The sequence below is a fragment of the Bacteroides xylanisolvens XB1A genome (assembly GCF_000210075.1).
Taxonomy (GTDB): Bacteria; Bacteroidota; Bacteroidia; order Bacteroidales; family Bacteroidaceae; genus Bacteroides; species Bacteroides xylanisolvens.
Map to the genome: position 1 here is coordinate 2203164 of NC_021017.1, position 14011 is coordinate 2217174.

Here is a 14011-nt window from a genome sequence, read left to right on the forward strand (position 1 = left end):
CGCCCCAATAAATATATAATTGTAAGGCTTTCAGCCTAACCGATAAATTCTCATTAACCACTAAATTCCCATTTACCGGCTAGCGCCGGAGCAAGGTTTCCATTCGGTATTCCCTGAAAGAGATACAGTTCCACCCTTTAGGGTATGTCTAAAACGATAACATGCCGAATGGAAACCTTGTTGGGGCGCTACGCCCCTAAATTCCCATTTAACGAACAATCATTTACAATGAGTTCAATATTTGATTTGCCCGGTTCACGGTTACTGCTGCCGGGGTTTCCGGCATACTACCCAAGTTGAACGGAGCAAGCATTTTCTCTATTTTCTTTAATCCGGCTTTATTTCCCTTTTTCTCAAATTCCTGACGGAGGATATTTATCTTCTCGTGCGCCTGAATTCCTTCAATCAAGCGTTCGAAACGGATACAGCTACGGGCTCCCGGATATACAAGATACGTATCTCCACCTGCCCAACTGCGGAAACGGGAATCGAGCAGCGGTTCCAATGGCCAGCTGTTGTATGCCCAACGCAAATAACCGTCCAGGTGTTTCTTAGAAGAATAATAACTTATCCAGACAGCTTCTGCAGGATCGGAAAAAGTAAATGTATTGGGGTGAGCTTCCGTACAGCAGGTGTAATAGTTGGTACGTTTGTTCTCTGCCGCACGGCGGAGACGTACTTCTTCGGGGAAGTTCTGTCCGATTACGATACAGTAATCATATAGATCGGGCTCAATCTCCGCATGGTAATTTCCTGCCAACGAAACTTTGAAATCCGGATCTGCTTTACGAATCACCTTCAAGGTCTTCTGCATCACTTCCATCGGACGTTCATCCATTGCAATAGCACAGATATCGAACCATCCTTTTTCTTTCAGGTGCTTGGAGAAAGACGAAAGCATTGCTACCCACATTTCTTCGTAAGCCTCCTCGCCCGGTGCTGTTTTCACAAATTTCAGCGAGTTGGTTGCCTGGTCGTAATACTGGAATGACAACTCCCAGGGAACCATTGAATAACAGTTGATCTGTTTGTCAATGCCCACACTCATCATAAATTCTACCCAACGGTCGAAAATGGTATAGTCGAAAGACCATGTGCCGTCCGCCCGTTTCATCCAGGTAACCATTGTATCAAAATAATCTTCCGTCTGACCGTTCCAGGGTTTGTGCATCAAAGTAGCCGTGATAATCTTTTGTCCGGCGTCTGCCAGCATTTTCATCAAAGGACGCATGGCGTCTAAATGCTCCTGACTCCATAGAGGAACCTGATAGTAACGTGCCACTGCATAAGGACTTTGCCACAAATCCAAGTGGTAGGCCCACTCCGAAGGCGCCGGAAGTTCACGGGAAGAAACCGTAATTTCCAGATTCAGGCGTTGCAACAAACGAGAGCCGTCGTTGATTAGCAACTCCCCTTTATACGTTCCGGGAACAGCCGATTGAGGAATCCAACATTGCACCCAGACAGGTTGAACTGTGCGGGCAGGCAAAGCCATCGCTTTCAGACTGGTATCAATCGGATCGGCCACCAATAATGAATCATAATCCACCGCTTTCCGATGTCCGCAGGCACCTCTGCCGTCTTTGTTCAATTCGTCCGTCATCACATAACGAACAAAACCGCCGGTGAATGCATCTTGGGGAAGAACATTTCCTTTCTTGTCTTTGAAATCACCAAAGCTGAAATTCAGGTCTTTCAGTTCTACACCTGTCCATACAACCGCTTGCGCGTTCACACGTTCACCACGCCAGCCTTTCAAAGCAACCGTTTGCTGGTTCTTCAACCGGGGAAGCCCGTGTTTTGCGTACCGGACGTCTGTTGTACCCCAAGACACTTGTGTTATTGTCACTGCCGCCCATTCTTTATCAGACGGCGCAGCAGGGTCGGGCAATTCCTGATAAGTCTGTAAAGGGAACTTCGGTTGTCCTGTCGGAACACCACATTGAGTGACTCCTTGCTGGGCAAAAACTGCGCCTACGCTAAAGAGACAAGTCAGAGAAAAAATAGTAAGTCGTTTCATGGTTAGTTAATTAAATGATTAAAGGTTTTTATTAGGGGGAAAAATATTCAATCACATGGGGTCTACATCATAATAGACAATCAAAGATTTATAGCGTTCATCTTCCAACATCTCCCGTTGGATGCGCAACAGCAACTCCCGGGCACGCCCCATCGGAGCGTTCTGCTCAATCTTTACGACAATCTTTTTAATAAACAACGTTTGGATACGGGCAACAGGAGGTTTATCCGGCCCCAACACTCGATTACCAAATACCGCCCGCAGCTTATCCGCCATCACTACCGCCATCTGATCCAACAACGCTTCATTATGATTTTTCAGATAAACATATACCAACCGGTAATAAGGAGGATAATGGAACATCTGCCGTTCCGCCAACTGCCCGCCTACCATGTCTTCATAATCATTGGCAATGACCTGATGAATGATAGGATGCTCGATGCTCTTGGTTTGCAGCACCACCCTACCCCGCTTGTTCTTACGTCCGGCACGTCCCGCTACTTGCGCCATCAACTGGAAAGCCCGTTCATAGGAACGGAAATCCGGATAATTCAGCATCGTATCGGCATTCAGTATACCTACAATACTGACATGATCGAAATCCAATCCTTTCGAAACCATCTGCGTACCAATCAATATATCCGTCTTTCCCTGTTCGAAATCCGCAATAATCTTTTCATAAGCAGAGCGGGTGCGTGTGGTATCCAAGTCCATTCGTGCCACTGCCGCTTCGGGAAAAAGAATTTTAATGTCATCTTCAATCTTTTCCGTACCAAAGCCACGGTTCACCAGTTCCGTACCTTCGCAGGCAGGACAGGATTTCGGCAGTTGGTAGGTATAACCGCAATAATGACAGGTTAGCTGATTGATTCCTTTATGATAGGTAAGGCTCACGTCGCAATTCTTACACTTGGGCACCCAACCGCAGGTACGACACTCCACCATCGGAGCAAACCCACGACGGTTCTGAAAGAGAATCACTTGCTCTTCCTGTTCCAAAGCCTCTTTCATGTATTGTATCAAGAGCGGTGAGAATTGTCCCACCATCCTCTTTTTGCGATGCAATTCCTTTATATCCACCGGAATAATCTCCGGCAATTGAATTTCTTTATATCGTTCTTTCAGTTGTACAAAACCATATTTCCCCTCCCCTGCATTCTGCCACGACTCGATAGAGGGGGTAGCCGTTCCCAACAAAGTTTTAGCTCCGTACATGGCAGCCAGTACAATCGCAGCACTACGGGCATGATAGCGGGGAGCGGGATCTTGTTGCTTATACGTATTTTCGTGCTCTTCGTCCACAATCACCAATCCCAGATTTCGGAAAGGAAGAAACACGGAAGAACGAACTCCCAGGATAATATCGTACCCATTCTCTCCCAGTTGTTTCCGCCATATTTCAACCCGTTCGGCATCGGGGAATTTAGAATGGTAGATCCCCAGGCGAGCACCGAAGACCCGTTGCAGACGCTCTGTAATTTGAGTAGTCAAGGCAATCTCCGGCAACAAATATAAGACTTGCTTTCCCTGACGAATCGTTTCTTCGATCAGATGAATATATACTTCCGTCTTCCCGCTGGACGTTACTCCATGAAGCAGACACACGTTTTTCTCCTGAAAAGACTGAACGATTTCATCATGTGCCCGTTGCTGAAACTCGTTCAAGGCGTTCAGCTCGACTACTTCTTTCTCCTGTTTATTCAACCGTCCGATTTCGTGATAGTAGATTTCGAAAATCTTCTTATCCACCAGTCCGTTCAGTACCGAAGGAGCCACATTAGCCCGTTGCAACAATTCTTTCTTGGAGACTTCTTTCGGAGTTCCGGTTCCTAAAATACCTGAATACTCTACATACTTCATGAGCAACGCCAGTTGCTTCGGAGCACGAGACAGAATATCAAACAAGATATGGAGTTGCTTTTCATCTGCTGTACCCGCAAGCCGCACCCGTGCCTCTGTCTTAGGCTTATAAGTACGTTTCAATTCTTCCTTTACAAAAATGGCTTCTTTATCGAGCAGGGACTTGATGGCGGTAAGAATATTTTTTATGCCGCTGTCTTTCTCCAGTTTAGTGACGGACTGCTGCGCATCTACGGCAAGTAAATCCAAAATGCGTTGTTCCCGTTCCGGCAATGGCGCATCCGCCTCAAAATCGAGATTATATTCAACAATCGTTTCACTCTCCAGCTTCAGGCCGGAAGGAAGTGCCGCTTTATACACATCTCCCTGTGTACAGAGATAGTAATCGGCTATCCATTCCCAAAATTTGAACTGAACGGGTAGTAAAATGGGAGAAGCATCCAGCAATGCAGATATATCTTTCACTTCGTACTCCGTTGGAGCACAATAATGAACGTTAAGGACGATAGCCGTATAAAACTTCTTTCGCCCGAAAGGAACTACCACACGGCAGCCTATCTTCACATCTTCCGCACATTCGTCCGGCAAAGAGTAAGTGAAACTCTTCGGAAGCGGAAGCGGTAATATGACATCTACATATTTTTTCATTGCAGGTACAAAAATACAATAAAAAAATGGGGAATGAAAAAGAAGGAAGAGAGAACACTCAAAAGAAAAACGCTTCTTAAGGCAGGATTGGGCAGAAACAGTTTCGAGGCTGCAACAGGGCAGCCTCCGAACAAAAAAAAGAGTTCCCGTTCACCGGAAACTCTTTTTTATATACGATGTAAAATGACAGACTATTTAAAAAATATAGGCAACAGATACCTGCCAAGTCTTAGTCTTATAAGAAGCGTCTGTTCCTTCAATATCCGCAGTGTCGCCCAATGGGATATTGTAGTTAGCACCTACCTGCAGATGGTTCAGCAACTTCAAACCGGCACCCACATTAATACCTACTTGCGCTTTCTTCTTATCAATTCCCGATTTCTTTTCAAAATCGAAATAAAAATCAGGACCTGCAGCAAGATAAATACCGGCCATACTTCCCAAACCGATTGTATATTTCAGGTTTACAGGAATATCAATACCGTTTTGCTTGATAGTCAAATCCTCGTTTCCTTCAGAAACCTTTATACCTCTTTGAGCAAAAAGCAAGGCAGCATCTACTCCCAACCCTACGATTGGAATATTAAACTCGGCCATCGGACCAATAAAGAAACCGGTAAAATTATCCTTCTTAAAGTTATCGCCTACATTAGAGAAACTCGCCTTCGACAAGTTCAAACCTCCTTTTACACCAAAGTGTATTTGCGCCTGGGCAGGCATCGCCATACCGATACATACGGCAATCATTAAAGCACCAAAAATCTTTTTCATAAATTTACGTGTTTATAATTCGGGACAAAGATATATAATTAGAATAAATAAACACAATTTATCGGTTTTTTGTTCGCTCAAAGTCGCTGTTGTTCACTTAATCCGACGCCCATACCTTTATATTTGCTCTTTTGAAGATTGAACTTACAATAGAGCATCAGTTTCATCTAACACTCACAGACTAATAAGAAGTTCTTATTAGTTCAATTTTCATCCTATTTATCATCTATAAATATTGGAAAAATGATAGTTAATCAAATTTACTTCCTAATTATCATACATAACCTTTTCAGCCAACACGTACGGCAAGTGGTCTGCTCCAATGCAAGTTCTTTTTCTAAATGCCGCACCCGGTCACATTGCTTCAACCATTTGCTCTGCAGTGCATCATACAAAAATTTAGCTCCTTTATATATGGTGATTTCCTTATCTTGTTTGCCTAAAAGTGATGCGTATATTGAACAAACTTGAGATTTATCCATGCAATATCGTTCCAACTTTTCGATATACATCAATGTAATCCCCTTTTTATTCCGGTTGATAAAATCCTGAATACTTTCATCGTCGATGATGTCGATGTCGGTTCTTTGGTAGTCCACGGTGATTTCTCTTATCTCTATCAAGACCCAGATATATTCTGTCTCGAATCCGTACTTTGCAGCCGCTTCTTCTATACTAATCCATTGTGCCATAGCGTTTGTTCTTTTATGTGTGATACAATAAGGGATGAATAATGTTTTATTCATGTATATTAGCACAACGAGCATCCACTCTTTTTGCAGTCCGCCGGATGGAGATTGGCTAGGTTAAATTGTGGGGTAATTGATAACCGGCCGAATACAAGAAAGACGCAGATGCTGCTGTACCATTATCCACATCTGAGGCTTAGCAAGACCCTTGCGCAAGATAATGATAACAACAGACACCCACGTCAATCGTCTATATATAACACATCATCAAGTGATATGTTTGACATATAACCATTCACGTGAAGTATCTGCCGTATCATCTCTCTGCGCGAAAATTGCTAATTTTTCAGATGTGAGAGATAATACATCCATACTTCATTTAAGAAATATAAACCGCTTTCTGCCTATTTCATCACGCTGATGGGCTGAAAGCGTACGACAAAGATATATGTTTTTTTTGAAACGTAGTAGAAATATGGGAATAAATATAGGAAGTTACGTATTAAAATGAATTTGATAAAATATAATCCTGTTTCTTATTTCTGATTACCGAAATCCGTCACCAATAAAAATAAATAAGCAATTTTACTCTCATACTCTCATCAATCGTTTGAAAAGCCTTTATTCATCGGAGTTACAGGTATGAGAGTAAGTATGATAGTAAGATGAGAGTAACTTTTACTCTCATCCAAGCAAACGTCGGTTTCCAGCGTAGGAAACTACAGTTCCGAGGCGGGAAACCGCAGTTTCCAAGGCAGGAAACGACAGTGTCCATGTATGGATACCGCAGTTTCTGTACGTAGATACTGCAGTCTCCTTATAGGGATACCATGAACCTCCCATAGCTTTGCATAAAGAAATCAAGGACTTTTCTTTAGTTATATTATACGTTGCAGATACTTTATCTGCAACGTATCTGCAACAGGTATCTGCAACGCTCCAACTGCCTATTTACTAATACATTACAAGCGTTTTGTTGCAGGTGGCAGATACTTTGATGTTTTTTAAACTTTATGGAGGAAGATTATACTCATTCTTACTACTATGAAAACAAATCATTTAACGCCTCGCTCATACTAGGATGAGTAAAAATGAAGTCACGCAGGAAAGTATAATCCTGACCTGTCTTCATTGCAACAGCAACTGTATTGATTACTTCGCTGGAATCAGGCGCAAACAGCATACAGCCCAATATTTTTCCCGTATTCTTATCAATAACAGCTTTCAAAAGGCCATCCGTTTCTCCCAATGTTTTCGCTCTTGGTATCGCCATAACGGGCAATTTCTTGATAATAATATCCAAATTCTGTTTACGAGCCTCTTCTTCATTCAATCCGATACGTGCTAATGGAGGATCAATAAAAACAGAGTAGCTAACCGGATTGCGATCATTGGTTGTCCGTTCTTTATCGCCAAACAGATCCTCCCGGATAATCCGGTAATCATCCAATGAAATATAAGTGAACTGCAAACCACCTTTCACATCACCAACGGCACGTATATTCGGTTGGGTTGTTTTCAGGTATTCATCCACAATGATCGCTCCGCGTGCATCCGTCTCCACTCCGGCAACTTCCAAATTCAGATCTTTCGTGTTCGGTCGGCGTCCTGTAGCCAGCAATACAGCATCAGCTTCAAGTTCCACCACCTCACCAGTTTGTGAATCAGAAAAAACAACGACTGCTCCATCTTCGATATGTTTCACAGATTGAACCTTTGCATTCATTCGAAAAACAATGCCTTTTTTCTCTAATGTTTCTTTTACACTTGCAGCAATATCCCGGTCTTCACGCACAATCAGTTCAGGATAACTTTCGAGTACGGTCACCTGTGAACCGAACGAAGCATACATAGACGCAAACTCCAAACCGATGTAACCGCCACCGATAATAACCAGTCGGCGGGGAAGCTCTGTCAATTCCATGATTGAGGTACTTGTATAAACCAACGGATTACCCACAACTCCCTCAATGGGAGGAATAACTGTTTCTGCTCCCGTATTGATAATAATTTGCTTCGATGTCAGCATTATTTCTTCAGTAGATGTACGGACAGAAACCACATCGGAAGAGACAAAAGAGCCCACACCTGTATAGACTGTTACATTGGGATTATCTGCCAGATTATGGTAATTCTTATTTCTCAATGCACTTGTCACAGCTTCTTTCACAGAAATGGCATTGCGATAGAACTCACTCCTTTCTTCAAATGTAGCATCTTTCATACCGGAAGCAATTTTAGCCTGATGAACCAATGTCTTGGTCGGAATACAGCCAATATTAATACACGTTCCTCCATACATTTTATCCGAACGTTCAACAATGGCAACTTTTCGCCCACGCTTTGCAAACTCTGCCGCAAGGGTCTTCCCTCCCTTGCCAAAACCGATAATAATAACGTCAAATGCATTCATATCCATATAGTTTTAATTGGTTCTAAATTTACTTGTTAAGTTCATAACTAATGATGTTGCAAAGTTCACTGTTTTTGAAAGAATGAACAATAACCATTTTACCGGATAAGTTAGCAATTATTCCCATATAGAATAAAAGTAACAAATAATCAAAATCGCCGGAGCAGATCAGTGACCTGCCCGGCGATTTCCCTATTGAATCGATTCCCACTTACTATCTATCAACGGTTGGGATGAATATCCAGTTTGACTGGTTTTATCATATTTTCAGGTTCCAGAATGGTATCCAAATCTTTCTTGGAAAGGATATTATGTTCCAAAACAAGTTCATACACTCCCTTTCCTGTTTCCAATGCTTCTTTAGCTATCTTGGTAGAATTTTTATAACCAATCACCGGATTCAGGGCTGTCACTACACCAATGCTGTTGTGCACATCTCTCCGGCATTTTTCTTCATTGGCTGTTATGCCGTCGATACATAACGTACGTAAGGTATCGAAGCCATTCATCAACAAGTCGGCAGACTCGAAACAGCATTGCGCCATCACCGGCTCCATTGCATTCAGCTCCATTTGAGCGGCTTCGCCACTCATAGCCACACAAAGATCATTTCCTATCACCTTATAAGCCACCTGATTCATCACTTCAGGAATCACCGGGTTCACTTTTCCCGGCATGATGGATGAGCCCGGTTGCATAGCCGGCAGATTGATTTCGCCCAATCCGCAACGCGGACCGGAAGCCAGCAATCGCAAGTCATTACATATCTTATTCATTTTGACAGCTATACGCCTCATCGCTCCCGAATAACCTACCATGCAGGAAGTGTCCGAAGTGGCTCCTACCAAATCATCGGCAAGCTTTATATCCAGTCCCGTAATCTTGCGCAAAGCGGCAATACACTTTTCCGCATATTCCGGTTCGGCGGTGATTCCGGTTCCGATGGCCGTGGCTCCCATGTTGACTGTCAGAAAGTCCTGCGCGGCAAAATCAAGATTCTTCACTTCATGTTCAAGAATACTCGCAAACCCGTTGAAGGTCTGTCCGAGAGTCATCGGTACGGCATCTTCCAGTTGGGTACGTCCCATTTTGATGATATGCGCAAACTCACGTCCTTTCTTCCGGAAAGCCTCTATCAACACTTCGAAATGCTTAACCAATTTCAAATGAGTGTAATAGAGTCCAATGTGGATGGCGGTGGGATAAGCATCGTTGGTAGATTGCGAGCGGTTGACATGATCGTTAGGCGAACAGTATTGATACTCTCCGCGCTGATGCCCCATCAATTCCAATGCCCGGTTGGCAACCACTTCATTGATATTCATGTTCGTGGTAGTACCCGCTCCCCCCTGAATCATATCTACGGGGAACTGTTCGTGATGCTTTCCTTCAAGTATTTCTTTACAAGCTCTCAAGATAGCATCCGTTTGTTCTTCGGTTAATAAGTCCAGTTCGCGGTTGGCAACGGCGGCTCCCATTTTTGTGATAGCCAATGCCTGGATAAACAAAGGGTACTCATTTAAATGAAACTTACTGATGCGAAAGTTTTCGATACCGCGGAGCGTCTGTACTCCGTACAGTGCACTTTCCGGCACTTCACGACTACCTATCAGGTCACTCTCCGTACGAGTTTTTTTTGATAAATTTTGTTCCATATCGGTTGTTTTATAATAATAACAGTTTCGTTAGTTCTTATAATAACCAATGAGTTTAGTTATTGTTTTAATAAATATGCAAAAACTATTCAAAGACTTTTTTGTTGTTAATACAAGAAAAAGAAAATACAAAGAGAGAAATCATTTATCTTTGTTGGGAACTTAAAACAACATTCTATGATATTACAATTAGCATTTGTTCTGACGGCTATTATTATTGGCGCACGCCTGGGAGGTATTGGCCTCGGCGTGATGGGAGGAGTTGGGTTGGCTATACTTACGTTCGTTTTTGGTTTACAACCCACCGCGCCTCCTATCGACGTTATGTTAATGATTGCCGCAGTGATTTCGGCTGCTTCCTGTATGCAGGCAGCCGGCGGACTGGACTATATGGTGAAACTGGCAGAACATTTGCTTCGTAAGAATCCTTCACACGTCACCTTGCTTAGTCCGCTGGTGACCTACCTGTTTACTTTTGTAGCCGGAACGGGACACGTCGCCTATTCTGTGTTGCCGGTCATCGCGGAGGTTGCCACCGAAACCAAAATCCGTCCGGAACGTCCGCTGGGTATTGCCGTCATTGCTTCCCAACAGGCCATTACAGCCAGTCCGATTTCTGCGGCTACCGTAGCACTTCTCGGACTCTTAGCCGGATTCGATATTACCCTGTTTGACATTCTCAAGATTACGATTCCCGCTACCATTGTCGGCGTGTTGGTTGGTGCTTTATTCTCTATGAAAGTCGGTAAAGAATTGGTGGAAGACCCCGAATATCAGAAACGTCTGAAAGAAGGATTATTCAACAATAAAAAGATAGAGATTAAAGATGTGAAGAACAAACGTTCCGCTATGATTTCCGTCCTTATTTTTATATTGGCAACTGCGTTTATCGTACTCTTCGGTTCTTTTGAAGGAATGCGCCCCAGTTTCCTGATTGACGGGGAAATAGTTACATTAGGAATGTCTTCCATCATTGAAATCGTGATGTTATCGGCTGCCGCCATCATCCTGTTAGTAACCAAGACCGACGGAATCAAAGCAACGCAAGGTTCCGTATTTCCGGCAGGCATGCAGGCAGTGATTGCCATCTTCGGTATTGCCTGGATGGGAGATACCTTCCTTCAGGGAAACATGGGACAGCTGACTCTTTCTATTGAAGGAATCGTGCAACAAATGCCGTGGCTGTTTGGTGTCGCGCTGTTTGTGATGTCTATTCTACTATACAGCCAGGCTGCCACAGTTCGGGCACTTGTGCCTCTGGGCATTGCGTTGGGGATTTCGCCTTATATGCTGATCGCCTTGTTTCCGGCAGTAAACGGATATTTCTTTATTCCGAATTACCCTACTGTAGTGGCTGCTATCAATTTCGACCGTACCGGGACAACAAAAATCGGCAAGTATGTGTTGAATCATTCGTTCATGATGCCCGGCCTGGTATCGACGATTGTTGCCATTGCCCTGGGACTGCTCTTTATACAAATATTTTAATATACATATATTATTAACCTAAACATCATTCAGTTATGAAACAATTCAAAAGCTTTGGACTGGTAGTAGTCACACTACTATTTTCTGTAACAATGGCATTTGCCGCCAAACAGAACATTCATATCCTTGCCACCGGAGGAACGATTGCAGGCACAGGAAGTTCAGCTACCGGAACCAGCTACACAGCAGGACAAGTTGCCATCGGCGCACTGCTCGACGCTGTGCCCGAAATTAAGGACATCGCCAACGTGACCGGAGAACAGATTGTCAAAATCGGTTCGCAGGACATGAACGACCAGGTTTGGCTGACGCTTGCCAAGAAAATAAACGAACTATTGAAACGCCCGGACATCGACGGCATCGTGATTACTCACGGAACCGATACAATGGAAGAAACGGCCTATTTCCTGAACCTGACCGTTAAAAGTGACAAACCGGTGGTACTGGTAGGTGCCATGCGTCCGTCTACGGCTCTAAGTGCCGACGGCCCGTTGAATCTTTATAACGCCGTAGTTACCGCCGCCGCAAAGGAATCCAAAGACAAAGGAGTACTGGTTGCCATGAACGGACTGATCCTTGGAGCACAGAGTACGGTTAAAATGAACACGGTCGACGTGCAAACTTTCCAAGCTCCCAACTCCGGCGCGCTGGGGTATGTGTTAAACGGAAAAGTATTCTATAATCAGGTGACGCTAAAAAAACATACCACCCAATCCGTTTTCGATGTTACTCATCTGAACGCACTGCCTAAAGTAGGTATCGTATACAGCTATTCGAACATTGAAGCAGATATGGTAACTCCGATGCTCAACAACGGCTACAAAGGCATTATCCATGCAGGAGTAGGAAATGGAAATATCCATCAGAATATCTTCCCGGTACTGACAGACGCCCGCCAAAAAGGAATCCTTGTGGTTCGTTCTTCCCGTGTCCCGACAGGTCCTACCACACTGGATGCAGAGGTAGACGACGCCAAATATCAGTTTGTGGCTTCACAGGAACTGAATCCGCAGAAATCACGCGTTTTGTTAATGCTTGCACTAACCAAAACAACTGACTGGAAACAAATTCAGCAATATTTTAACGAATACTAAAAGCCTGACCTACTTATGAAAAAATGGATATTTATGTTGCTCCTCGCGGGCAGCATACAGGGAGTATATCCTCAAAAAACGGAGAAGAAGGATAAATTCAACCCGAACACTCCCCTGTTTGAAGAACTGACAGACGTGAAAAAGAAGACAGATAAGTTCAATCTTTATCTGAATATGCAAGGAAGCTTTGACGCTCATTTCCAAAATGGTTTTCAGGAAGGTGACTTCAACATGCACCAGCTCCGTATCGAAGCCAAAGGAAATATCAACAACTGGCTTTCTTACCGCTATCGCCAGCGCCTCAACCGCTCGAACGATGCAAACGGCATGATTGACAATCTGCCTACTTCCATCGACTATGCCGGAATCGGTATCAAACTGAATGACCAGTTCAGCCTCTTCGCAGGAAAGCAATGTGCCGCATACGGTGGTATCGAGTTCGACCTCAACCCAATCGACATCTATCAGTACAGCGATATGATCGACTATATGAGTAACTTTATGACCGGACTGAATGTAGGCTATAACATTACTCCCGAACAGCAACTTAACCTGCAAATACTGAACAGCCGCAACAGTTCGTTCGACAGCACTTACGGAATCACGGAAGATGCCGAAGGAAATCTTCCCGATCTGAAATCCGGCAAAATGCCGCTGGTTTACACCTTGAACTGGAACGGTAATTTCAACAATGTCTTCAAGACCCGTTGGTCGGCTTCTGTCATGAACGAGGCCAAAAGTCACAATATGTATTATTATGCTTTAGGTAACGAATTGAATCTCGGCAAATGGAATGCTTTTGTCGATTTCATGTATTCAAAAGAGGACATTGACCGCAAAGGTATTATTACCAGTATCGTAGGCCGTCCGGGCGGGCATAACGCTTTTGATGCTAACTATCTTTCGGTTGTTGCCAAATGTAATTACCGCTTTCTTCCGAAATGGAATGTTTTTGTGAAGGGTATGTACGAGACGGCTTCCGTAGGCAAGGCGTCCGAGGGAATAGAGAAGGGAAATTATCGTACTTCCTGGGGATATCTGGGCGGTATCGAATATTACCCGATGGAAACCAATCTGCACTTCTTTGTTACCTACGTGGGACGTTCGTATGATTTCACTTCCCGCGCCAAGGTGCTGGGACAGGAGAATTATAGTACTAACCGTATTTCTGTAGGATTTATCTGGCAGATGCCTGTATTCTAATTCTAAAGCAAGAAACCGGGCTGACAATAAAAAAATACCCGATAGCTTCTTACAACAGTTATCGGGTATTCTTATATGTTCGGTCTTTTTAAATCAGAACCCAGGTATCTGCTCCGGCCCATTCAGACATATGCACAGCATCCCCACTGGGGAAAGACAGTCTATTCAAC

Annotated in this window: 9 protein-coding genes; 3 read left to right on the top strand and 6 right to left on the bottom strand. The window is 43.8% G+C overall.

All coding sequences use genetic code 11. The annotated features are described in order from the left end of the window. Positions 1–223 precede the first annotated feature (223 nt). The 6 genes from BXY_RS09075 to BXY_RS09100 all read right to left on the bottom strand — a co-directional run bounded on the left by BXY_RS09075 (position 224) and on the right by BXY_RS09100 (position 10056). The gene (locus BXY_RS09075; protein WP_015531727.1) at positions 224–2020 is read right to left on the bottom strand and encodes a DUF4091 domain-containing protein; all 1797 of its coding nucleotides are present in this window, start codon (positions 2018–2020) and stop codon (positions 224–226) included. Between the two features lie 51 nt (positions 2021–2071). After that, entirely contained in the window at positions 2072–4528 is a 2457-nt protein-coding gene (priA, locus tag BXY_RS09080; RefSeq protein ID WP_015531728.1) for a replication restart helicase PriA, read from the bottom strand. Positions 4529–4723: 195 nt separating this feature from the next. Next, a complete protein-coding gene (locus tag BXY_RS09085) occupies positions 4724–5299 on the bottom strand; it encodes a porin family protein (RefSeq protein ID WP_004313444.1) in 576 nt (191 codons plus the stop codon). Between the two features lie 260 nt (positions 5300–5559). Then, complete coding sequence (locus tag BXY_RS09090; RefSeq protein WP_004313443.1) at positions 5560–5991, bottom strand: hypothetical protein; 432 nt, start codon at positions 5989–5991, stop codon at positions 5560–5562. A 1039-nt stretch (positions 5992–7030) separates the two neighbouring features. Beyond that, the gene (locus BXY_RS09095; RefSeq protein ID WP_008770596.1) at positions 7031–8401 is read right to left on the bottom strand and encodes an FAD-dependent oxidoreductase; all 1371 of its coding nucleotides are present in this window, start codon (positions 8399–8401) and stop codon (positions 7031–7033) included. Between the two features lie 221 nt (positions 8402–8622). After that, positions 8623–10056 carry an aspartate ammonia-lyase gene (locus BXY_RS09100; RefSeq protein WP_004313441.1) on the bottom strand — a complete coding sequence of 478 codons (1434 nt, stop codon included), beginning with the start codon at positions 10054–10056 and terminating at the stop codon, positions 8623–8625. Positions 10057–10233: 177 nt separating this feature from the next. On the opposite strand from BXY_RS09100, the gene BXY_RS09105 reads away from it, so the two are divergent. The 3 genes from BXY_RS09105 to BXY_RS09115 are packed head-to-tail and all read left to right on the top strand — an operon-like array spanning position 10234 to position 13841. Next, positions 10234–11544 carry an anaerobic C4-dicarboxylate transporter family protein gene (locus BXY_RS09105; protein ID WP_004313440.1) on the top strand — a complete coding sequence of 437 codons (1311 nt, stop codon included), beginning with the start codon at positions 10234–10236 and terminating at the stop codon, positions 11542–11544. A 35-nt stretch (positions 11545–11579) separates the two neighbouring features. Next, entirely contained in the window at positions 11580–12638 is a 1059-nt protein-coding gene (gene ansB, locus BXY_RS09110; protein ID WP_015531729.1) for an L-asparaginase 2, read from the top strand. Between the two features lie 15 nt (positions 12639–12653). After that, complete coding sequence (locus BXY_RS09115) at positions 12654–13841, top strand: porin (RefSeq protein WP_015531730.1); 1188 nt, start codon at positions 12654–12656, stop codon at positions 13839–13841. Positions 13842–14011 lie beyond the last annotated feature (170 nt).

Bases quoted from the DNA above. Each gene is read 5' to 3' on its own strand.
- BXY_RS09075 (WP_015531727.1), bottom strand. From the start codon at position 2,020: ATGAAACGACTTACTATTTTTTCTCTGACTTGTCTCTTTAGCGTAGGC.
- priA (WP_015531728.1), bottom strand. From the start codon at position 4,528: ATGAAAAAATATGTAGATGTCATATTACCGCTTCCGCTTCCGAAGAGT.
- BXY_RS09085 (WP_004313444.1), bottom strand. From the start codon at position 5,299: ATGAAAAAGATTTTTGGTGCTTTAATGATTGCCGTATGTATCGGTATG.
- BXY_RS09090 (WP_004313443.1), bottom strand. From the start codon at position 5,991: ATGGCACAATGGATTAGTATAGAAGAAGCGGCTGCAAAGTACGGATTC.
- BXY_RS09095 (WP_008770596.1), bottom strand. From the start codon at position 8,401: ATGAATGCATTTGACGTTATTATTATCGGTTTTGGCAAGGGAGGGAAG.
- BXY_RS09100 (WP_004313441.1), bottom strand. From the start codon at position 10,056: ATGGAACAAAATTTATCAAAAAAAACTCGTACGGAGAGTGACCTGATA.
- BXY_RS09105 (WP_004313440.1), top strand. From the start codon at position 10,234: ATGATATTACAATTAGCATTTGTTCTGACGGCTATTATTATTGGCGCA.
- ansB (WP_015531729.1), top strand. From the start codon at position 11,580: ATGAAACAATTCAAAAGCTTTGGACTGGTAGTAGTCACACTACTATTT.
- BXY_RS09115 (WP_015531730.1), top strand. From the start codon at position 12,654: ATGAAAAAATGGATATTTATGTTGCTCCTCGCGGGCAGCATACAGGGA.